The organism is Psychrobacillus soli (assembly GCF_006861775.1).
In the GTDB taxonomy this organism is placed as follows: domain Bacteria; phylum Bacillota; class Bacilli; order Bacillales_A; family Planococcaceae; genus Psychrobacillus; species Psychrobacillus soli.
Map to the genome: position 1 here is coordinate 1 of NZ_VDGG01000033.1, position 20,195 is coordinate 20,195.

The window sequence follows — 20,195 nt, forward strand, 5'->3', positions numbered from 1 at the left end:
TTTTACTCATAATGATTTCTCCCGTTCAAAGTTCGTAAATTCTAGTATAACGGGGTTTTGAAAAAGAAAAAACCCCGAATAGCTACACTTTTTCTAAAGTGTCTACTATTCGGGGTTCAGTTCACTCGATCATTTCCTGCGCTTTTTTTATTACCAATTATCATTTGTTGTGGGGGTTTATAGGAGTAATGCGTTGTAGGAAAGTTACTAGTTTATTTTAAAAATGGTTCCATGTATATATATATATTTCCGTTTTCAGGAAATGAATAGATCACTTCTACTTGAGCAAAGCCTTTTTTTTATGGAGAATTAGTTCTAACAAAAGTATGCTTTTTCAGCTTTCGATAAGGCACTTTTTTGTTGTTCTTACTGAGTTGCAGAATGTTAGTCTATAACCTTGCCGACGTGAAATTAAATATACTAATTAAAATTTTCTAAATCTATTGAAAAATGGTGAAAGCTGTTTTATGATATTACCTAACGAACATTAGGTAGGTGGTGAGATTACAAATTGACAAAAAAGAAACTAATTGAAGCTGCTTTGACCATTTATGCAGAACAAGGGTATAAAGGGACGACAATGAAAAAAATAGCCGATGCCGTTGGAATTAAAGCATCCTCTATTTATTTTTTTTATCCAAATAAAGAAGCGCTGTTAGAAGAAGTATTTCAAAAGATATTGGAAAATCATCAAAAGGAATTGCAACGAATTTTCGAGAACACAAAGGGGTTACCTGTACGAAGTGGTTTGCAACAGTTATTAAGAAGTGTCGCTTATTTTCATCGAAAAGATGTAGTAAATACAAAAGCCTTTGTACAATTAACATCCGATTTCGCAGAATTCAAAAATGAATTTTCGAAATACTTGGACGAATTTGAAAGTTGGTTGTTACAAAATTATTTTAACGAACTATCAGACGAATTTCCGAATGCAACGCACGTAGAAATCAAGCAATGTGCACATCAAATTGAACTAATTGCAAATGGGCTTTTTTGGTCAACAATCGTCTATTCTGACGATGTGTTTGAAAAACAAGTTCAAGCTGCTGAAAAATTATTACTCGCGCTTATCAATCAATTAAAAAAAGGAGAGAATGAGTCATTATGAGATTATTAGGAAAAGAAGAAATTGAAAATATTGCAATTGGTGCTGCGCTCCTTGGTACTGGAGGTGGAGGAGATCCGTACATCGGCAAATTAATGGCTTTACAAGCAATCGAAGAATATGGACCCATTCGTCTCATGTCGATTGATGAAGTGCCTGATGGAGCATTAATCGTCCCTTCCGCTATGATGGGTGCACCTACAGTAATGGTAGAAAAAGTACCAAATGGTGATGAAGCAGAGGCTGCTTTCAAAGCATTGGAAAACTATATCGGGCAGGAAATTTATGCAACGATGCCCATTGAGGCTGGTGGTGTGAATTCATTATTACCGCTTGCATTGGCAGCGAAACTTGGATTACCGGTAATTGATGCAGATGGAATGGGAAGAGCTTTCCCGGAACTACAGATGGTGACATTTTATTTAGATGGCATTTCTGCATCTCCGATGGTTCTAGCGGACGAAAAAGGAAACAATCTGGTGATGAATACCATCAATAATAAATGGGCGGAACGGATTGCCCGCAGTGCCACAATTGATATGGGCGGCTCTGTCATGCTAGCGATTTACCCGATGACAAAAGAAGAAGTAAAAGAAAGTGCCATATTAGATAGTTTGACACTGGAAGAACAAATAGGCGCTGCTATAAGCACAGCTAAAGAGCATGAAGCGAATCCGATAGATGCTGTATTGCAATTATTGAATGGTTTTGAACTGTTTAAAGGAAAGATTAGCGATATCAATCGTGTAACTGTTGATGGTTTTGCGAAAGGGCAAGCGAAAGTACAGGGATTAGATTCTTACATCGATCAAGAATGTATGCTTCATTTCCAAAATGAACACCTTTTAGCAACTAAAGGCGAGGAAACGCTATGTGTTACACCAGACTTAATTGCTGTGCTAGATACAGATACAGGTATTCCGATTACTACGGAAGGCATTCGCTATGGAGCACGCTGCACAGTTATTGGTATACCTGCACATGAAAAATGGCGTACAGAAAAAGGGCTGGCAACAGTCGGACCAAATTATTTCGGATATGAAGTGCCTTATGTGGAAGTTGAAAAATTACAAGCTAAGAAGGAGTTATCGTAAATATGGAAATTTATCGGATAGGAATCGACGTTGGCGGTACTCATACGGATGCTGTCATTTTGGATGCTTCAAATAACGTAATCGCAGAGGCAAAAGAGCCTACAACTGCAGATACATCAACTGGTATATTCAATGCATTAAAAAAAGTAGTTTCAAATTCTAACGTTGATAAAAGTCAAATTAAGTATGCGATGCTAGGTACGACACATTGTACAAACGCGATTGTTGAACGAAAAAGATTAAATAAAGTCGCTTCGATTCGCATAGGGGCGCCTGCTACATTGGCCATTAAACCATTGGTTGGTGTACCTGAGGATTTAAAAAATATTATCGGGAAGCATCTTTATATCGTTGAAGGCGGTCACGAATTCGACGGCAGGGAAATTACCCCACTAAATGAAGATAAAATAAGATCCATTTGTAGTGAATTAAATGGGGAAGTAGATTCGATCGCGGTTGTTTCTGTCTTCTCACCGATTTCGAAAGCGCATGAAGAACGTGTAAGTGAAATTATTCAAGAAGAACTCGGTCCAGATATCGCAATTTCGCTATCGTCAGAAATTGGAAACGTGGGCTTAATCGAGCGTGAGAATGCTACGATTTTAAACGCAGCGATTGTTGATGTTGCGAAAATCACTGCCCAAAGTTTTGTTGATGCACTTGAAAACGAAGGAATTCATGCAACTGTATTTTTTGGACAAAATGATGGCACATTAATGTCGGTTGAATACACCGTGAAATACCCAATTTTAACAATTGCTTGCGGCCCGACAAATAGCATTCGAGGTGCCTCCTACTTGTCGAAAAAAGCAGATGCGCTAGTGATCGATGTCGGTGGGACAACGACAGATATCGGTGTACTAGCCAACGGATTCCCTCGCCAATCTTCTCTTGCTGTAGACGTCGGCGGCGTTCGCACCAATTTCCGGATGCCCGATATTTTATCGATGGGATTAGGCGGCGGTACAATTGTAAAATTGCATGATAACGGCGGATTTACAATTGGTCCCGAAAGTGTCGGTCATCGTTTATATAAAGAAGGTTTAGCTTTCGGAGGCAATACGTTAACAACAACAGATGTTATTATCGCTTTAGGAAAAGCCGTGATTGGAAATCCTGACTTTGTAGCACATTTAGATCAAAGTTTATTAGAAAAAATATATGCAGAAATGACGTTTATGGTAGAAGAGTCTATCGATAAAATGAAAACGAGTGCGGATGACATGCCCGTTGTTTTAGTAGGCGGTGGCAGTATATTATTCCCTTCTGCTTTAAAAGGGGCAAGCGAAGTCATTAAACCTGCTAATTTCGGCGTTGCAAATGCAATTGGATCTGCAATTTCTCAAGTAAGTGCACAAGTCGAAAAAATCTTCAAAATGGATGATTTAGGGCGGGAGCAGACGTTAGATTTAGCTAAATCGATTGCATTTGATGAAGCGGTAAAAGCTGGGGCTGACAAAGAAAAATTGAATGTGGTAGACATCCAAGAAGTTCCACTTGCCTACATGGCGGGGAATGCTACAAAAGTACGGGTAAAAGTTGCTGGGGATTTAATCTAAATTAATAGGGGGCATACATGATGAAAGTTAAAGTAATCTTACCAATCACCTCGGACATTTTTAACGAGGAAGTTTTGCAAGAATTTTCTTTTTACGCATCAGCTGGAACTGAAATGAGCATGACGAACTTATCCACTGGTCCCGCATCAATCGAAAGCGAATACGATGAAGCGCTTTGTTTGGCAGACTTTTTAAAGAAAGCAATTGAAGCGGAAAAAGAGGGTTACGATGCCATTATTAGTGATTGTTTCGCTGATCCTGGCGTCAAAGCAGCGCGGGAAGTACTTGATATTCCTGTGATTGGTCCAGGTGAATCCGCTATGCTTTACGCCAGTTCACTAGCCAGTTCTTTTTCGGTCGTTACTGTATTGCCAAATGTTATCTCAATGATTCGCAATGTTAGTAAATTAGCTGGCTTAGATAGCAAACTCGCATCAGTTCGATACGTTTCAATTCCAGTGCTAGAGGTGCAAGACAAAGAGCGTTTGGTGGATGCTCTCTATTCAGAAATGATCAAAGCAATCGAAGAAGATCAAGCACACGCTTTAGTATTAGGATGCACAGGTTTCCTAGGCGTTGCAAGCGAGTTGCAAGAACGTCTAAATGCATCCGGGTATGATGTACCTGTTATCGATCCTGCTTTTGCTTCACTTCAAATGGCGGAATCACTTGTAACGATGAAAGTCAAACAAAGCCGTCTAACCTATATGACACCACCGTCAAAAGTACGTATTTAATTTAAAGGGGGACTATTATGAGCGCAACAAAAATTGCTATCGGTGATGATTACTCATTGTCTCGTGTGCCACAATCCGCACGAAAATCTTTATGGAGCATTACGATCATTCGAGTTGGGGCATTTGCAACAATCTCACAATTTATTTTAGGGGCTACAATGGGATATGGCATGACATTTACGGATGCGCTCATTGCCACTTTTTTTGGTAGCATCATACTTCAAGTTGTTGGATTCCTTTTGGGCTATATCGGTGTTAGGGAAGGGCTGTCAACGAGTTTATTAACGCGTTGGGCAGGCTTCGGAAAACATGGAGGTACTATTTTTAGTATTATAATAGCGATTTCCTGTATCGGTTGGTTCGGTGTCCAAAATACGATTTTTGCCAGCGGGTTAGTAGAAGCGTCAAACGGAAGATTACCGTTAATACCCGCTATGTTCCTTACAGGTTTAAGTGTAACTTTCTTAGTTATTTTTGGATTTAAGTTGCTTAGCATTACAGCTACAATTGCAGTACCTGCTTTTTTACTTGCCGTATCAGCAGGGGTCTTTTCTGTATTTCGTGAGACTTCCTTATCCGAGCTCTTTTCAACAGCGCCAGCAGGTGAACCGCTATCAATTGGGGTAGCTTCTACAATGATTGCGGGCGGTTTTATCGTAGGGGCAATCATTACGCCTGATATTAGTCGTTTTGCTAGAAGTGGAAAAGATGTTTTCTGGATGACTACAATCGGCTTAATTATAGGCGAACTAGGTATCAATATGATAGCAGTTTTACTAGCATTAGCTGCAAGAACAAATGATGTTGTCAGTATTATGGTTCAAGCATCAGGGATTATTGCCGCATTAGTCGTTGTTTTTTCTACGATTAAAATTAACAATCTCAATTTATACGCTGCATCTTTAAGCATCACATCCATTTTTGATTCCGTCTTTAATGTACGGTTAGGTCGTGCGACAGTTACACTTGTCATTGGAATAATCGGCACAGTGTTATCAGTAATCGGGATTTTAAATTATTTTATCGATTTCCTAGTAGTACTTGGTGTGTTAGTTCCGCCGGTTGCAGGAATTATTATTATAGACTACTTCATTCTTAAAACGAGTCGTCAAGTATTAGATGAATCCAGAGAACGTGGCGAGTTACCAAGTGTTGCCGGTAGATTGAGCCCCATTACTATCATCGCTTGGGCATGCGGGTTTTTAGTAGGCTATTTTGTAACATGGGGTATTCCATCCTTGAATGCACTATTCGTTAGCGGCATTATTTATTACATTGGGGGAATGGCTGTACGTACTAGGAGCGTGACTTTCTCGTAGGATAGTAGATTTGTATTCTAAAAGTATATAAATGCGTCCTTGAGTTAGAAAAAAGAGGCGGAGAGGAAGATACAGGCTCACTTGCTGATTTCGGAATTTCATATAAGCATGTAGAACTTTTAGAGTCTGGTGCAATCGATTGGGATACGGTAGAAAAAGAGGTTAAAGTAAATACGAAAGTAATTGCTATACAATGTTCTAAAGGATATGCATTGAGTCAGTCTTTTACGGTGAATCAAATTAAAGGAATAGTAGAGAAAATAATAGCGACTAAAAAGATGCGATTATTTTCGTGGATAATTGTTACAGAGAGTTTGTGGGAGAATTAGAACTGACGAATGTAGGGGTAGATTTAATGGCCGGATCTTTGTTCAAAAATCCTGGTGGCGGTCTAGCAAAAAAAACAGGCAAAAAAGAACGAACCTTATTCAATCGGTATCGTTTCAAACAGCCGAGCAAATGATTCAGTTTTGCAAAGCGATTCAAATGCACTCGCCGGTAAATGCACAATTTGCTCCCGAACCTGCTTATATGCCTGGTTATGAAGATGATGTCATTATGGCAGCGGGAACGTTTATCCAAGGATCTAATATGGAATTAACTGCAGATGGACCGATCCGACCTCATTATACTGCGTTTATTCAAGGTGGTTTAACGTATGAACATGTGAAATATGCCATTTTAGGAGCCGTGCAGACTTTACGGTAATTTGAGCAATTCAAATAGTAGAAGCGTGGAAAGTGACTTGATCATTTTCCGCGCTTCTTTTTTATTTCCAGTTTGTTTGGCGAAGCTTACAATATGTGATGTATCACTTTTTAGGAATAATGCGTTTTATAAAGCGCTAGTAGATGACCATTAGGATTTTAACCAAAGGAAATTGCTAACTTATCAGTAATGACTCGCTAAAACCACATATGATGTAGTTTTTCAATTATGCGAATCCAGAAAATGGCTTAGGGCAACAAATTGGTCATTGAAAGCGACCAATTTTACTCTGAAAGCAACTAATTTCAATGAAAAGGGTTTACTTAATAGGAGACGACGATGAATATTACGTTTTACACCATTTTTACTAAACAATCTTCCTCATTGAAATAAAACCGATACTTTTGCGTAGTAAAAAGGCTTTTGGTCACTAATTAGGAGCACTTAGCTGCACGTTATGTATATAGTGTCTTCTTGTTATTTCATGTATTCTTTCATTAATCAAGCGCATGCTAGAAAGGATTTGCTTGCGTACTATTCTTTGAAAAGTGGCTTTTTATGTTAATAAAAAATATATGTCACTTTTCCTCACATGAAGTTGACATGTTAGCTAACATGACATATACTATTAATATATCCAACTAGGAGGTGCAGCGATGGAAAAGGAATGGAGACGTTCCATGCCACTGCTATCTATGAATATCGTCATGCAGCTAACCGGCTTAACGGCGAGACAAATTCGATATTATGAAGAGCATGAACTTGTTCAGCCTGCACGGACGGAAGGAAAACAACGCATGTTCTCGCTAGATGATATTGATATTTTACTAGAAATAAAAGATATGCTAGCAACTGGCGTTAATATTGCAGGGGTTAAACAAATTTTCGAAATGAAAAACAGTCCGGCTGCAAAAAATGACACAAAACAAGTCATTACAGATGCACAACTACGTGCAATTGTAAAAGAAGAAATGCAGCTAGCCCAAAGGCATCAACGAGCATCTTTACGGCAAGGAGACCTATCTCGATTCTTTCGATAGAACGGGGTTTGACTATATAAAATATTTAGGAGAGTGAAAAAAATGAGCAAGTACACAAAAGAAGATATTAAAAAGTTCGTTCAAGAACACGAGGTGAATTTTATTCGTCTTCAGTTTACAGACATACTAGGGACGATTAAAAACGTTGAAATTCCAGTGAGTCAGCTCGATAAAGCTCTCGACAATAAAATGATGTTCGACGGATCTTCTATTGAAGGATTCGTACGAATTGAAGAATCCGATATGTATTTAGTACCAGATTTAAATTCATGGGTTGTATTCCCTTGGATTACTGGGAAAGGGAAAGTAGCTCGTCTAATCTGTGATGTAAATAAAGCAGATGGAACGCCATTTGCAGGAGATCCACGTAATAATTTAAAACGTGTGTTAAAAGAAATGGAAGAGTTAGGATTCACAAGCTTTAACTTAGGACCAGAACCTGAATTTTTCTTATTTAAATTAGATGCACAAGGTGAACCAACTTTAGAACTAAATGACCACGGTGGATACTTCGACTTAGCACCGGTTGACCTTGGAGAAAACTGCCGTCGCGATATCGTACTTGAACTAGAGGAAATGGGCTTTGAAATTGAAGCATCTCACCATGAAGTAGCACCTGGACAACACGAAATTGACTTTAAATATGCAGATGCAGTAACAGCATGTGATAATATTCAAACGTTTAAACTAGTCGTTAAAACCATTGCTCGTAAACATGGATTACATGCGACATTCATGCCAAAACCACTATTTGGTGTAAACGGTTCTGGAATGCACTTTAACGTTTCATTATTCAATGGAAAAGAAAATGCATTTTTCGACGAATCTACAGAAAACCAAATGAGTGAAACAGCGATGCAATTTATGGCAGGTGTATTAAAGCATGTGCAAAGCTTTACTGCGATTACAAATCCTACAGTAAACTCATATAAACGTTTAGTACCTGGTTATGAAGCGCCATGTTACGTAGCTTGGTCTGGACAAAACAGAAGTCCATTAATTCGAATCCCTTCTTCTCGTGGATTAAGTACACGTATCGAAGTTCGTTCCGTAGATCCGGCAGCAAACCCATACCTTGCGATGGCTGTTATTTTACAAGCTGGGCTTGATGGTATTAAAGAAAAATTAACTCCACCACCAGCAGTTGACCGTAATATCTATGTAATGTCAGAAGAAGAACGTATCGAAAACGGTATTTATAACTTGCCACCGACTCTTCATGAAGCTGTGATAGAACTTGGAAAAAGTGAAACAATCCGCGGAGCACTTGGTGAACATATTTATGCAAACTTTGTGGAAGCGAAAGAGATTGAATGGGATATGTTTAGAACGACTGTACATCCGTGGGAGAGAGAACAGTATTTAAAAATGTATTAAGCATATATACACTGGAGTTATTGGGTTTTTGGATGGGGTGAATTAAGCGAAATGATGTTGCAAAATCATTAGCACCCCATATTAACCCCAATATTTCTAAAAAAAATTTAATTACTAACATCGTTAGATATTCCTTTAAAAACATCGTTCAGTCGTGAGTTGACTTGTTCGGTGTTTTTCTATATTTATTCGCTATGAGATAAATTACCTTATCCATATTTTAATCTTTTCATAATCTAGAAATAGTATTAAGAAAGGAGGGGTATAAGATGTCTGAATATGAAGGTGAATATGGTGGAAGACGCAATTCCAATTTTGCGTTGATCGTCGTTCTCTTTATCCTACTTATAATTGTAGGAGCATCATTCCTGTATTAAAACGTGTAATTATGAAGACTATTTAGTTAGGAAAATGTTTCAGCTAAGATGAGCTTCAAGATTAAATCGTTGGGTATAAAGTAAGATTAATAAAATCGAGATACTATCCGCCTGTTTTTCACTTCTCTAAAAAAAGTGACTTTCTCTTAATAGAGTTGGTCGCTTTTTTCTGATTTTTAAAAAAATATTTTATATGTATTTGATTTTACATAAATCTTCTGTTTTAGTGGTCGTGCTGATTTTTGGATTTTTTTCGAATCAAGGTTGTTGGTCAATTGTTTAGGTTTCCCTAATTTCTCTAATTAGTTCTCATTAGATTTCGCAATGTCATCGGTTTTATCCATTTTCTTTCGATTTCATAACTAAAACTAATGTCTTAAGACACTAAACGAGTCTGCAAACTTTCGTGCAAAAGTTAATGGGGGCTCTACTGACTGAAAGTGGACGTATAGGATAGTCGGATTCGTGAAAATCCAGTGATTATGAATAGCACTCACGATTAAAATATTTCTAACAAGAGCACTTACAAATGAGGGGAGTTCTTCTTGAAGAACAGCTACTTCCCCAAGATTAAGTGCATTACGTTGCATATTTAGAGATTCAAATGTTATGCCAGCTGGTATGGCACTGCGACTAGGAATCCTTGAGATGATGAACTTAAAAAGCAAGGAATTGAGCATTTGGTTATTGCAGGAATTCAATCAGAAGTGTGTGTTGATACAACTTGCAGAAGAGCATTTAGTAAGGAATATAAAGTCACTTTAGTTTCAGATGCCCATAGTACTTGGGATTCGAAAGAATTTTTAGCACAGCAGATTATTAGCCTTCACAATGATGTGTTACGTTGGTTTGCCGATGTATAGTCAAGTAAAGATATTAAATTTTAATCATTGATGCAAACCGCCAATGTTAACGGTTTATTAAAATAGCAATTAGTCCTACTCACGTATTACGAGTAGGACTTTTTTTAAACTATCCGTATCTTTCATCAAAATATTCCTTTGAGCACAGACTTTATTTTTATGAAATTAGCTTATTCATCACGAATGTAAATGATAGAGACCATCTAGCCTCACTCTTCCTCCAGCCACAGTTGATTATATAAAATCATCTCATTGATCTGTTTCTCACTGACTGTTACGTCTTTCTGGAAGAGCAAGTCTAAATAAGCCTTATGATTCTTTAGGGTTTTTTCGATATTGCTGGACTGTTTGGAAGCGATCATCTTTGGCTTATACAATTCGTAGATGGTTTTTCCAATTTCGATAACAAAGGCATTTTCAGTAGCTTCAAGTACTGCATAATGGAATTCCAAATCGATATCGGCCAGTTCTTCCGGACTTAGCTCCGGTTTTAGTCGCCGGGATTGATTATGATAGACTTCCTCGATTTTTTTTATCTTTTCTTCCGACCATCTGGTACGAATGAGGTTGATCATGAGAATTTCGAAGTGTTGACGGAATTCTATCAGCTTCTCCGTATTATTGCTGTGCATGATCAAGCTGAAGATCAACGGATTTAAGGAAAAGTGTGAAGGGTTATTGGTGATGAACATACCTTCACCTCGCTTAATCTGAATGACTCCAATCGATTCCAGTACTTTTATTGCTTCCCGGAGAGGGGTCCTACTAACGCCAAGCTGTTCGACCATTTCAGCTTCCGTTGGTAATTTATCGCCAGTTTTAAGCGTTCCGTCTAACAGCTTGTTTTTTATAGTGGAAACAATTTCGGTTGAGATTTTGTCGGAAGTTGTTAGTTTTTCGAAGTGCATGAGATGGATCCTCCAGTTATGTTTACTCTCTTTTCTATAGATTATATCGGATAAATAGCATTTTAGTTAAAATATATTAATTTTAAGACAGTTTAGAATATTTAATTTACAATCTGCGTTGAAGATGATAACATATAAATTGAAGTACATCATATGTAGTATGTAGTAATTTGGAAGGAAGTGTAATATTTGGTTAAGCACACTATCGCAAGTATTCCAGGTGATGGAATAGGACCAGAAGTTATAGAGGAAGCAATCAAAGTATTAAGAGCAGTAGAAGAGATACATGGAAATTTGCAATTTGAAATCGATTCTTATGATTGGAATTGTAAGCGTTATTTGGAAACTGGAAGAATGATGCCTGAGGATGGAATAAAAACATTGGCTCCGTATGACGCCATTCTATTTGGTGCAGTAGGATCACCGGAAGTCCCGGATCATATTTCCGTTTGGGAGTTAATCTTACCGATCAGAAGAGAATTTCAACAATACATAAATTTAAGACCTATCAAATTATTAAAGGGAATTGAAAGTCCTTTAGCAAATAAAGGGATAGAAGATATTGACTTTGTCGTAGTACGTGAAAATACGGAAGGGGAATACTCCAATAGTGGAGGTCGTTTGCATGTTGGAACTCCATATGAAGTAGTCGTTCAAAACAGTGTTTTTACAAAAATGGGTAGTGAGCGGGTCATAAAATATGCGTATGAATTAGCTCGAAAAAGAGGATCTAAGCATTTATCTGTTGCAACTAAATCTAATGCTATTAATTTTTCTATGCCGTTTTGGGATGAAGTGACGAAAGAAGTTGGCGTAGACTATAAAGAAATAGAACCGAAGTTTTACCATATCGATGCATTAGTTGCATTTTTTGTATCGAAGCCAGAAATCTTTGATGTAGTCGTTGGAAGCAACTTATTTGGTGATATATTAACAGATTTAGGCGCAGCAATTTCAGGAGGACTAGGAACTGCTCCTTCAGGAAATATCAATCCAGAAAAGAAATATCCATCCATGTTTGAAGCGATTCATGGCTCTGCACCAGATATTGCGGGTAAAGGGATTGCAAATCCAATCGCACAAATTTGGAGCACCTCCTTAATGTTAGAACATCTAGGCTATCCAGAAATGGCCAAAATAATTGTCGATGGAATAGAAGATACATTAGTAGACGGTAAAGTGAGAACACCAGATTTAGGTGGAACTGCTTCTACAACGGAATTTGCAGATAAAATTATTGAAAACATTAGAAAGTATGCATAAGGGGGATTTTTAATTGGGTCAATTAGAAGCTAAAGTTATTGCTGTCACTGGAGCAGGCGGTGGAATGGGAAAAAAGGTAGTAGAAAATCTTTTGGCAGAAGGTGCAACAGTAGTTGCTTTGGATATTAACACAGAATCTTTATCTTCTATCGAAAATGAAAATATACGTGTTAAAGCTATTAATCTATTAGATGAAAACAGTATTCAGCAAACCTTCAAAGAAATATTCAATGAATACAACAAGTTAGATGGACTTGTCAATATCGCTGGAATCGCACAGTCGGCCAAACCAATCACGGAAGTAGAACTTTCAGAGTGGCATAAAATAATGGATATTAATGCTACTGCAATATTTTTAACTAGCCGTGAAGCAGTGAGATATATGAAGGAAGCAAAAAATGGATCTATTATCAATATAGGTTCGGTATCTGTTACAAGACCTCGTCCAGGTTTGCAAAGCTATGTGGCATCAAAAGGAGCGGTAGAAGCATTTTCTAAAGCTTTAGCACTGGAAGCAGCGCCATTTAATATTCGTGTAAATGTAGTACACCCTGGTCCAGCGGATACGCAAATGTTAGGACAATTTTCTTCCCAGCAAGCTGGTGAAGTAGAGCTAAATAAAGATATTTTTGCAGAGAGCGTTCCATTAGGAAGATTGATTAATCCAGCAGACATTTCGGCAACGGTTACACATTTATTAACAGATGGTGCCCAAATTATTACTGGTGCAGTAATCCACGTAGATGGCGGAAGAAGTATCTAGAGAGGATGTTCTATATGGAAAAAATACAAATGTTAATTGATGGGGCATGGGTTGGAAGTGAGAACGAACAATGGATAGATGTGATTAATCCTGCTACTGGAGAGTTAATTACACAAATCGTTCGTGGAAATGAAGAACATGCAGATCGTGCAGTCCAAACTGCGAGAAAAGCATTGAAAAGTAAAGAATGGAAATCTTTTAAACCATTTGAAAGAGGACAATTTTTACAAGAAACGGCAAGATATATTAGAGCCAATGCGGAAGCACTAGCAGAACTTGAATCCTTAGATATTGGTAAGCCAAGTGCACAAGCAAAAGCGGATATTGAAGCTGCTGCCCGCTATTTTGAATTTTATAGTGGCTTAGCCGACAAAGTGTTCGGAGATACTATTCCAATTGAAGAAGATTTACTAAATGTAACAGTTATGGATCCAATTGGGGTTACACTTCATATTGTACCTTGGAATTATCCTATCCAAATTACGGCGCGCAGTGTAGCTGCTGCAATTGCTACAGGTAATGTAGTTATCGTGAAAAGTTCTGAAGATACACCACTTACTACGAACTTTTTAGCGAAATGGTTCCATGAAAAACTTCCTAAAGGGGTATTTCAACATCTTACAGGATATGGAGCAGAAATCGGCTCTGCATTGACTTCTCATCCAGGTGTCAATCAAATTACTTTTACCGGCTCAGTTCCAACAGGAATCGCAGTAATGAAATCAGCCGCAAACAATGTTGTGCCCGTTACGCTTGAGCTAGGTGGAAAATCACCAAACGTAGTTTTTAAAGATGCTGATTTAGACAGAGCAGTCCCTGCAATCGTGAATTCAATCGTGCAAAATGCAGGTCAAACCTGTTCTGCAGGATCTCGACTATTAGTAGATGAAACGATTGCGGACGAATTAATAGAAAAACTGGTAGAAAAGTTTAAACATTTAAAAGTAGGTCCACCAGCTAACCATGCAGAAGTGGGACCAATTATAAATGAAAAACAATACAAGCGAATTCTAGAGATTTTAGGAACTATTGATAAGCAAGCGAAAATTTTAGTAGGTGGGGAAGCAGTTCAGGTTGAAGGCTATGAAAATGGCTTTTATATACGCCCCACAATTATCGAAGCATCTAATCATAATAACTCTTTTGTGCAGGAAGAAATTTTTGGGCCTGTGCTCAGTGTTGTACGCTTTACTGATGTGGAAGAAGCAATTGAATTAGCAAATGCCACTGATTATGGACTAGTTGCTGGAGTTTGGACGAAAGATATTGATGTAGCACATTATGTCGCTTCACGTATTGAAAGTGGACAAGTCTTCATCAATAGTTACGGGGCTGCTGGCGGTGTGCAAATGCCGTTTGGAGGATATAAAAAAAGTGGCATTGGACGAGAAAAAAGCCATTTAGCCGTTCAAAACTATATTCAAATAAAAAATATTGCTATTCAAGTTCAACTGTAAAGTATTAAAATAAGCAAAGTAAGGAGGCGTAAAATGAAAACGTTAAGCACAATTAGTAGTTTTGCTGGTAAATACTTTGCTTTTATAGTAATAGTGTTTTCAATCTTAGCATTTATGGTTCCAAATTTGTTTTCGTCATTTGGTGCGTATATAACAATTTTACTTGGAGTCGTCATGTTCGGGATGGGTCTTACGCTTAAAGCATCTGACTTTAAATTAGTTTTTACAAATCCAATCCCTGTTTTAATAGGAATAGTTGCGCAGTTTTCGATTATGCCAACTATCGCCTTTATTATTGCTTACTTATTAAAGTTACCTGCAGAACTTGCAGCAGGTTTAGTTTTATTAGGTAGTGTTCCTGGAGGAACTTCTTCCAATGTAATGGTATATTTGGCTAAAGGAAACGTTCCACTTTCCATAACAATGACGAGTGTTTCAACTTTACTTGCTCCCATTATGACGCCACTTTTATTGTTGATTTTTGCAGGGCAATGGTTGCCGATTGATCCTATGTCTATGTTCATGTCCATTATAAAAGTGATTATTATTCCAATTATCTTAGGGTTATTAGTGAATAAATTCTTACCTACTGTTACTCAAAAAAGCGAATCCGTTTTACCTCTAATCTCAATTGTTGCGATTACCATTATTGTTTCTGCAATTGTTGCAAACAATAAAGAAAATATTGCAACTGCTGGCGTGTTAGTATTTGTAGCGGTATTACTGCATAATGGATTTGGCCTTTTAATAGGATACTATGCAGCGAAAGCTTTAAAACTATCTCGTCAAGATCAACGTGCAATATCGATTGAAGTAGGGATGCAAAACTCTGGACTGGGTGTAGCTTTAGCTGCCTCTTATTTCACGCCACTAGCTGCATTACCAAGTGCATTTGCATCTGCTTGGCAAGTAATCACTGGAACTTTTCTCGCTACCTACTGGGCAAAACATGAAGTACCAAATGATACTAACTCTAAAATAGAGGTGCAAGCCCATCACAAGCCTTTAGAGAATGCAGAAGAAGTATAATAATATAAAAAAGACCGCTTGATGATTTTCTATCAAGCGGTCTAAAATTATTGTTTATGGAAAAATTTATTTATCTGTTTGATCATCCAACTCAAATTCTTAATCAGTCTGTAGAGAATTTGCTCGCGTTTGTTCCTGTCGTTATATAATAATAAGAGCGTTGTTGGCTTTAATTATGCCTCAACGCTTTTATTTTTATCTATTTTTAGTTTTGTTGGCGGAGGCGGAAGATTTCTAACTCCGTTTTTGGAAGTTCTCGAATGTAAACTCGATTTCATTCCTGCCTTTGGAATAAAGCAATGGATTGTTTCAGCCTATAGTAACTTTGTTATTTATATGGAAATTTTTGTATACGAATGTGTGAAATGAATCTATATATATATAGTGAAGGGAGAGTTTGGCAATGAATAAATACAACGAAATTCGACGTCTGATAACTCAATTAAGTGGAAAGGACCACATCATTACAATTCCCAGATTGTAGAAACGAAGGACTATCAAATCGGCGATATTCCATTTTAGATGAGATACTAAATATTAATTGATAGGGAGAGTTTTATCATGGCAAATTGGATTCCGAGACAAGGAATTTATGTTGTCAAACCATCTGGACCTATTAACGAAGAAGAAAACACCAAGCATTTAGAAGTAGTTAAGCAAAAGCTGGAAGAGGCCGAAAGACGTTTTGCTTGTGAACTTTTATTAATAAATATTATAAAAACTAGTGAGAACTGACTATGAAATTATGCTATTTTCGCATTTATTAATAAAGAGAATTATAATTCTACTAAAGTATAGGAAGGAGAAATGGCATGTTTATTAGACCATGCGAAGGAAGAATCACTTCGAGGTTCAGCTCACTTCGAAAACATCCTATCACAGGTGAATGGAAAGCGCATAAAGGTGTAGATTTTGGAAGTGATGGAAGCTCAATTATTAAAGCTTCCGAAAAAGGTACCGTGAAGCGAGCGGGAGTCATAGGTGGTTATGGAAATACGGTCATACTAATACATCAGCTTAATGGAAAAAAATACGAAACTTTGTACGCACATTTAAAATCCATATCAGTGAAAGCAGGACAAACAGTTGAACAAGGACAACAAATTGGGATAAAGGGAACTACAGGTAATAGTACGGGGGTGCATTTACATTTTGAAATGCATATACCTACCTATGAACCAGGTCAACCAAATGCGGTAAATCCTCTACATTATATAGTTGATTCGGAAGTAGGAGAAATACAGAAAATGTTCGTATTCCTTGGCTACTCACTTCAGGTTGATGGAATTGAAGGACCAAAGACGGAAGCAACTATTAAAGAGTTCCAAGAGTCGAAAGGTTTAGTAGCGGATGGAATAATAGGAGATATCACATTAGCTGCACTGAATAACACAGTTGCATTGAAAAAGGAGGAATTAAGTATGGCAGAACCAAAATTAACAGCAGGACAAGAAGCGATTCGTCAAGAAGCAATGAGATTGAAAATTACGGATGGCAATGACCCATTTAAAAACGTCACTCAATATTATGCTTGGGCGGTTGCATTACCGATCGCACAGAAAGTAGAGCAGCTAGAAAAACGTATGGAAGAATTAGAGAAAAAACTAAAATAAAGCAGAGATAGAACTAGCTAAAAGAAAGGTTGTTGAATTAGTCTAATGAGCGACTAATTCAACAACCTTTTTTATATTTTGAAAGAAAAATAAATTTGCTGAGCTGGGAATTAAGTTGGCTTCTATAAAAAAGCGCTCTAGTATTGGCTTTATAGAGGGTGATCGCCGAGTCTCTACCTTTCTCTCCGGTGGAGTCTTAGTCTCATGGTCATCGCAAAAAACGCCACACTAGATCATAAATGCTTCAAAAAATAGGTACGATACAACAACTTGTTCAGATCCTGCAGGAGATCGAGAAGAAGAGGCTAAATTCTTTACCCGCGAAAAAGAAACGAAGTGTAGACTATGTCCTTTTGAATTGAGTTCGCTTTTTTAAGACAAGTTATAAAGAATATAAACCGTATAATGAATTCGGTCATATTACCTCATCTTCTGGGGAAGAATAAAATTAACTACGTTTACTTAAAATAATATTTCCATCCTGATGAAGAAGTTTGGTCTCTCAGGATTAGTGGTATTAGTAATACCAAAGTTTAGTTGGTGAAAAATTCTGAATAAAACAGAGTGGTTGACTAATGGCTAGTAATCTAATAGGATTTAATTGACTAACGAATCAGTCAAGGAGAATTAGTATGCTAGACAACCAAAATAAACGTAAAGAAGAACGCAGACAACAACTATTAACGATTGCATTGGAGTTGTTTGCAACACGAGGTTATGAACAAACGAAAGTCGCTGATATTGTTGCAAAAGCAAATGTTTCCCAAGGTACTTTCTATTGGTATTTTAAAAGTAAAGAAATGATTGCCACAGAGGTGTTTGAGCAGGGGCGTGCAGCAATACTGGACGCCATTTCAAAAGGGTACCGGTCAGAAAAAGTATCGATACAAGATTCTTTTCTATCTTCCAGTCACCTATTTGAACAACTTTTTCACTTTGCAAAAGAACATCATTATTTTATGAAAATCCTTTTAAAAGGTATCCATTCGCAACCATCCCTACAGCTACAAGTGGATGCGATAAAGAATGATATGCAAGAAGCTTTTGCACAAAATATTCGGAGGGCTTCCGAATTGAAAATGATGCCTCGTCCTGGAGATCCAGAACTACAATCCGTATTTGTAATGAGTTTATTAGAAGGGGTATTATCTCGTTGGTTATTTCAAACAGCGAATGATGAATGGCATCAACTAACAATAGAACAACTTGTGGAAAAAACCGTTCAATTCGAGTTTTTTGGTTTGTTTGGTAAGTAAATGAAGGAGGAGAAAATGATGAAAAAAAGTAAATTTCTATTAGTTTTAGTAGCTGCAACTGTTTTGTTGTTAGCGGCATGTGGGAATAACACTAGTAAAGAAAGTGACAAGAACACATTAGCAGCGATCCAAGATAAAGGAGAAATGACTGTTGGAATCATGGGTACATATGCACCTTATAATTTTATGAACAAAGAGCAAGCATACGATGGATTTGACGTAGACATTGCAAAAGAATTAGCAAAACGTTTAGGTGTGGAAGCGAACTTTGTCGCACAAGAATTTTCCGGTTTAATCCCTGGATTGCAAAAAGGTAAATTCGATATTTTAGTTAGTCAAGTAACGATTACAGAAGATCGACAAAAACAATTAGATTTCACAGAACCTTACATAACAAATGAAGTGAAAGTAATTGTAAAAGAAGATAATACAACTGTTCAATCCGTAGAAGATTTTAAAGGCAAAAAGATTGCCGTTGGTTTAGGTACGAACGATGAAGCATTTTTACGTAATGACCTAATGCCACAAGTTGGTGACTTCCAAATCAACACATATGATGATGTTATCACAACGCTTAAAGATTTAGATGCAGGACGTGTGGACGCTACGATTAATAATGCTTACGCTTTAAAACCGATCGTTGAAGAAAATGGATTTAAAGTAAAAGCGGTTGGAGAACCGATTAAATCGGATCAAGCAGCAGTAGCTGTTAAAAAAGGAAATACAGAATTAGTCGACGCGCTAAATAAGGCACTCGAAGAAATGAAACAAGACGGCACATATAAAGAAATTTTCGTCAAATGGTTTGAGGAAGAGCCTAAAGCCGAGTAAAGAAAGAGGTAGTGTACATGGATATAATAATAGATAATATCCCCTTTCTGTTAAAAGGAGCGTATTATACGTTATTAATTACGGTGGTATCTATGTTTTTCGGCTTGATCATCGGTTTGATAACAGCGATTGCACGTTTAAAGGGCAATCGCTTCTTTCGTAATGTAGCGAGAGTGTACGTATCGATTATTCGGGGAACACCACCACTAGTTCAAATTTTTATCGTGTATTTTGGACTTGTTGATTTTGGCATTGAGTTAGGTTCTTTGACAGCTGCTTATATTGCCTTAAGTATTAATATAGGTGCTTATGTATCGGAGGCATTTCGTGGGGCAATCCAGGCAGTTCCTGCAGGTCAAACAGAAGCTGCGCTTGCAACTGGGATGACAGAAGCACAGGCTATTCGACGTATTGTTATCCCACAAGCGATACGCATCGCAATTCCACCACTAGGTAATACATTTGTTGGGATGTTGAAAGAGACTTCATTAGTTTCTGTTATTGCAGTCACGGAGCTAATGCGATCGGCACAGTTATTGATCGCGCAGTATTATGTATATATGCCGTTTTATTTAACGATTGCTTTAATGTATTGGATTATGAGTACAGTATTTACATTCATATTGAATAAATTAGAGAAACGATTATCCGTTTATTAAAGGGGGAAAAGTCTTGATACAAGTAAGTAATTTATCGAAAAGCTTTGATCAAAATGAAGTATTAAAAAATATTTCATTGACGATTCCCGCTCATCAAGTAGTCGCCGTCATTGGACCAAGTGGTTCCGGAAAAAGTACGTTTTTACGTTGCTTAAATGGGCTAGAGTCGATTACTAGTGGGATAATTTCCGTTAATAATCATCAAGTAAGCGCAACGGACTCGAAAAAAATCCAACA

19 protein-coding genes and 3 pseudogenes are annotated in these 20,195 nt (G+C 37.4%); 20 read left to right on the top strand and 2 right to left on the bottom strand.

Going from position 1 to position 20,195, the window contains the following annotated elements:
- Positions 1 to 511 precede the first annotated feature (511 nt).
- From FG383_RS14455 to FG383_RS14495, 9 genes and pseudogenes are all read left to right on the top strand, one after another.
- Positions 512 to 1,108, top strand: a complete 597-nt coding sequence (locus tag FG383_RS14455) for a TetR/AcrR family transcriptional regulator (RefSeq protein WP_142608104.1) — start codon at positions 512 to 514, stop codon at positions 1,106 to 1,108.
- Positions 1,105 to 2,199 carry an S-methyl thiohydantoin desulfurase family protein gene (locus FG383_RS14460; protein WP_142608105.1) on the top strand — a complete coding sequence of 365 codons (1,095 nt, stop codon included), beginning with the start codon at positions 1,105 to 1,107 and terminating at the stop codon, positions 2,197 to 2,199. The genes FG383_RS14455 and FG383_RS14460 overlap by 4 nt, the downstream gene beginning before the upstream one ends.
- 2 nt (positions 2,200 to 2,201) lie before the next feature.
- Positions 2,202 to 3,758, top strand: a complete 1,557-nt coding sequence (locus FG383_RS14465) for a hydantoinase/oxoprolinase N-terminal domain-containing protein (protein ID WP_142608106.1) — start codon at positions 2,202 to 2,204, stop codon at positions 3,756 to 3,758.
- A 17-nt stretch (positions 3,759 to 3,775) separates the two neighbouring features.
- Complete coding sequence (locus tag FG383_RS14470; RefSeq protein WP_246097017.1) at positions 3,776 to 4,495, top strand: aspartate/glutamate racemase family protein; 720 nt, start codon at positions 3,776 to 3,778, stop codon at positions 4,493 to 4,495.
- A gap of 17 nt (positions 4,496 to 4,512) precedes the next feature.
- A complete protein-coding gene (locus FG383_RS14475) occupies positions 4,513 to 5,814 on the top strand; it encodes a purine-cytosine permease family protein (protein ID WP_142608107.1) in 1,302 nt (433 codons plus the stop codon).
- Positions 5,815 to 5,891: 77 nt separating this feature from the next.
- Positions 5,892 to 6,522 (top strand): annotated as a pseudogene (locus FG383_RS14480) (methionine gamma-lyase family protein); the annotation flags it as partial.
- 656 nt (positions 6,523 to 7,178) lie between these two features.
- Positions 7,179 to 7,562, top strand: a complete 384-nt coding sequence (locus tag FG383_RS14485; protein WP_142608108.1) for a MerR family transcriptional regulator — start codon at positions 7,179 to 7,181, stop codon at positions 7,560 to 7,562.
- A gap of 42 nt (positions 7,563 to 7,604) precedes the next feature.
- Complete coding sequence (glnA, locus tag FG383_RS14490; RefSeq protein ID WP_142608109.1) at positions 7,605 to 8,939, top strand: type I glutamate--ammonia ligase; 1,335 nt, start codon at positions 7,605 to 7,607, stop codon at positions 8,937 to 8,939.
- A gap of 269 nt (positions 8,940 to 9,208) precedes the next feature.
- The gene (locus FG383_RS14495; protein ID WP_142608110.1) at positions 9,209 to 9,316 is read left to right on the top strand and encodes a YjcZ family sporulation protein; all 108 of its coding nucleotides are present in this window, start codon (positions 9,209 to 9,211) and stop codon (positions 9,314 to 9,316) included.
- Positions 9,317 to 9,684: 368 nt separating this feature from the next.
- Here the strand turns inward: FG383_RS14495 and FG383_RS14500 are convergent, their stop codons facing one another.
- Positions 9,685 to 9,996 (bottom strand): DUF1259 domain-containing protein, encoded by a 312-nt coding sequence (locus FG383_RS14500; protein WP_142608111.1) that lies wholly within the window; start codon positions 9,994 to 9,996, stop codon positions 9,685 to 9,687.
- Here FG383_RS14500 and FG383_RS14505 point away from each other — a divergent pair.
- Positions 9,964 to 10,179, top strand: a pseudogene (locus FG383_RS14505) (isochorismatase family protein); the annotation flags it as partial. The gene FG383_RS14500 and the pseudogene FG383_RS14505 sit on opposite strands and share 33 nt — an antisense overlap.
- Before the next feature lie 209 nt (positions 10,180 to 10,388).
- Here the strand turns inward: FG383_RS14505 and FG383_RS14510 are convergent.
- Complete coding sequence (locus FG383_RS14510; protein ID WP_142608113.1) at positions 10,389 to 11,087, bottom strand: FadR/GntR family transcriptional regulator; 699 nt, start codon at positions 11,085 to 11,087, stop codon at positions 10,389 to 10,391.
- 189 nt (positions 11,088 to 11,276) lie between these two features.
- Between FG383_RS14510 and FG383_RS14515 the strand changes: the two genes are divergently transcribed.
- The 10 genes and pseudogenes from FG383_RS14515 to FG383_RS21370 form a co-directional block, all read left to right on the top strand.
- Positions 11,277 to 12,350 (top strand): tartrate dehydrogenase, encoded by a 1,074-nt coding sequence (locus FG383_RS14515; protein ID WP_142608114.1) that lies wholly within the window; start codon positions 11,277 to 11,279, stop codon positions 12,348 to 12,350.
- 13 nt (positions 12,351 to 12,363) lie between these two features.
- The gene (locus FG383_RS14520) at positions 12,364 to 13,113 is read left to right on the top strand and encodes an SDR family NAD(P)-dependent oxidoreductase (protein ID WP_142608115.1); all 750 of its coding nucleotides are present in this window, start codon (positions 12,364 to 12,366) and stop codon (positions 13,111 to 13,113) included.
- A 14-nt stretch (positions 13,114 to 13,127) separates the two neighbouring features.
- Positions 13,128 to 14,570, top strand: a complete 1,443-nt coding sequence (locus FG383_RS14525) for an aldehyde dehydrogenase family protein (protein ID WP_142608116.1) — start codon at positions 13,128 to 13,130, stop codon at positions 14,568 to 14,570.
- A gap of 33 nt (positions 14,571 to 14,603) precedes the next feature.
- Positions 14,604 to 15,599, top strand: coding sequence for a bile acid:sodium symporter family protein (locus tag FG383_RS14530; RefSeq protein ID WP_142608117.1), 996 nt, complete (start codon positions 14,604 to 14,606; stop codon positions 15,597 to 15,599).
- A gap of 561 nt (positions 15,600 to 16,160) precedes the next feature.
- Complete coding sequence (locus FG383_RS20990) at positions 16,161 to 16,334, top strand: hypothetical protein (protein WP_185907960.1); 174 nt, start codon at positions 16,161 to 16,163, stop codon at positions 16,332 to 16,334.
- 77 nt (positions 16,335 to 16,411) lie between these two features.
- Positions 16,412 to 17,212 (top strand): peptidoglycan DD-metalloendopeptidase family protein, encoded by an 801-nt coding sequence (locus FG383_RS14535; RefSeq protein ID WP_142608118.1) that lies wholly within the window; start codon positions 16,412 to 16,414, stop codon positions 17,210 to 17,212.
- A 632-nt stretch (positions 17,213 to 17,844) separates the two neighbouring features.
- Positions 17,845 to 18,468: a TetR/AcrR family transcriptional regulator gene (locus tag FG383_RS14540; RefSeq protein WP_142608119.1), complete on the top strand. Its 624-nt coding sequence runs from the start codon at positions 17,845 to 17,847 to the stop codon at positions 18,466 to 18,468.
- 18 nt (positions 18,469 to 18,486) lie between these two features.
- Positions 18,487 to 19,299, top strand: coding sequence for a substrate-binding periplasmic protein (locus tag FG383_RS14545; RefSeq protein ID WP_142608120.1), 813 nt, complete (start codon positions 18,487 to 18,489; stop codon positions 19,297 to 19,299).
- A gap of 17 nt (positions 19,300 to 19,316) precedes the next feature.
- Positions 19,317 to 19,958, top strand: coding sequence for an amino acid ABC transporter permease (locus FG383_RS14550; RefSeq protein WP_142608121.1), 642 nt, complete (start codon positions 19,317 to 19,319; stop codon positions 19,956 to 19,958).
- Between the two features lie 13 nt (positions 19,959 to 19,971).
- A pseudogene (locus FG383_RS21370) lies at positions 19,972 to 20,195 on the top strand (ATP-binding cassette domain-containing protein); the annotation flags it as partial.

Coding starts and splice junctions, on each gene's coding strand:
- FG383_RS14485 (WP_142608108.1), top strand. CDS start 7,179: ATGGAAAAGGAATGGAGACGTTCCATGCCACTGCTATCTATGAATATC.
- FG383_RS14530 (WP_142608117.1), top strand. CDS start 14,604: ATGAAAACGTTAAGCACAATTAGTAGTTTTGCTGGTAAATACTTTGCT.
- FG383_RS14550 (WP_142608121.1), top strand. CDS start 19,317: ATGGATATAATAATAGATAATATCCCCTTTCTGTTAAAAGGAGCGTAT.
- FG383_RS14460 (WP_142608105.1), top strand. CDS start 1,105: ATGAGATTATTAGGAAAAGAAGAAATTGAAAATATTGCAATTGGTGCT.
- FG383_RS14495 (WP_142608110.1), top strand. CDS start 9,209: ATGTCTGAATATGAAGGTGAATATGGTGGAAGACGCAATTCCAATTTT.
- FG383_RS14525 (WP_142608116.1), top strand. CDS start 13,128: ATGGAAAAAATACAAATGTTAATTGATGGGGCATGGGTTGGAAGTGAG.
- FG383_RS14500 (WP_142608111.1), bottom strand. CDS start 9,996: ATGCTCAATTCCTTGCTTTTTAAGTTCATCATCTCAAGGATTCCTAGT.
- FG383_RS14465 (WP_142608106.1), top strand. CDS start 2,202: ATGGAAATTTATCGGATAGGAATCGACGTTGGCGGTACTCATACGGAT.
- FG383_RS14470 (WP_246097017.1), top strand. CDS start 3,776: ATGATGAAAGTTAAAGTAATCTTACCAATCACCTCGGACATTTTTAAC.
- glnA (WP_142608109.1), top strand. CDS start 7,605: ATGAGCAAGTACACAAAAGAAGATATTAAAAAGTTCGTTCAAGAACAC.
- FG383_RS14535 (WP_142608118.1), top strand. CDS start 16,412: ATGTTTATTAGACCATGCGAAGGAAGAATCACTTCGAGGTTCAGCTCA.
- FG383_RS20990 (WP_185907960.1), top strand. CDS start 16,161: ATGGCAAATTGGATTCCGAGACAAGGAATTTATGTTGTCAAACCATCT.
- FG383_RS14475 (WP_142608107.1), top strand. CDS start 4,513: ATGAGCGCAACAAAAATTGCTATCGGTGATGATTACTCATTGTCTCGT.
- FG383_RS14545 (WP_142608120.1), top strand. CDS start 18,487: ATGAAAAAAAGTAAATTTCTATTAGTTTTAGTAGCTGCAACTGTTTTG.
- FG383_RS14510 (WP_142608113.1), bottom strand. CDS start 11,087: ATGCACTTCGAAAAACTAACAACTTCCGACAAAATCTCAACCGAAATT.
- FG383_RS14540 (WP_142608119.1), top strand. CDS start 17,845: ATGCTAGACAACCAAAATAAACGTAAAGAAGAACGCAGACAACAACTA.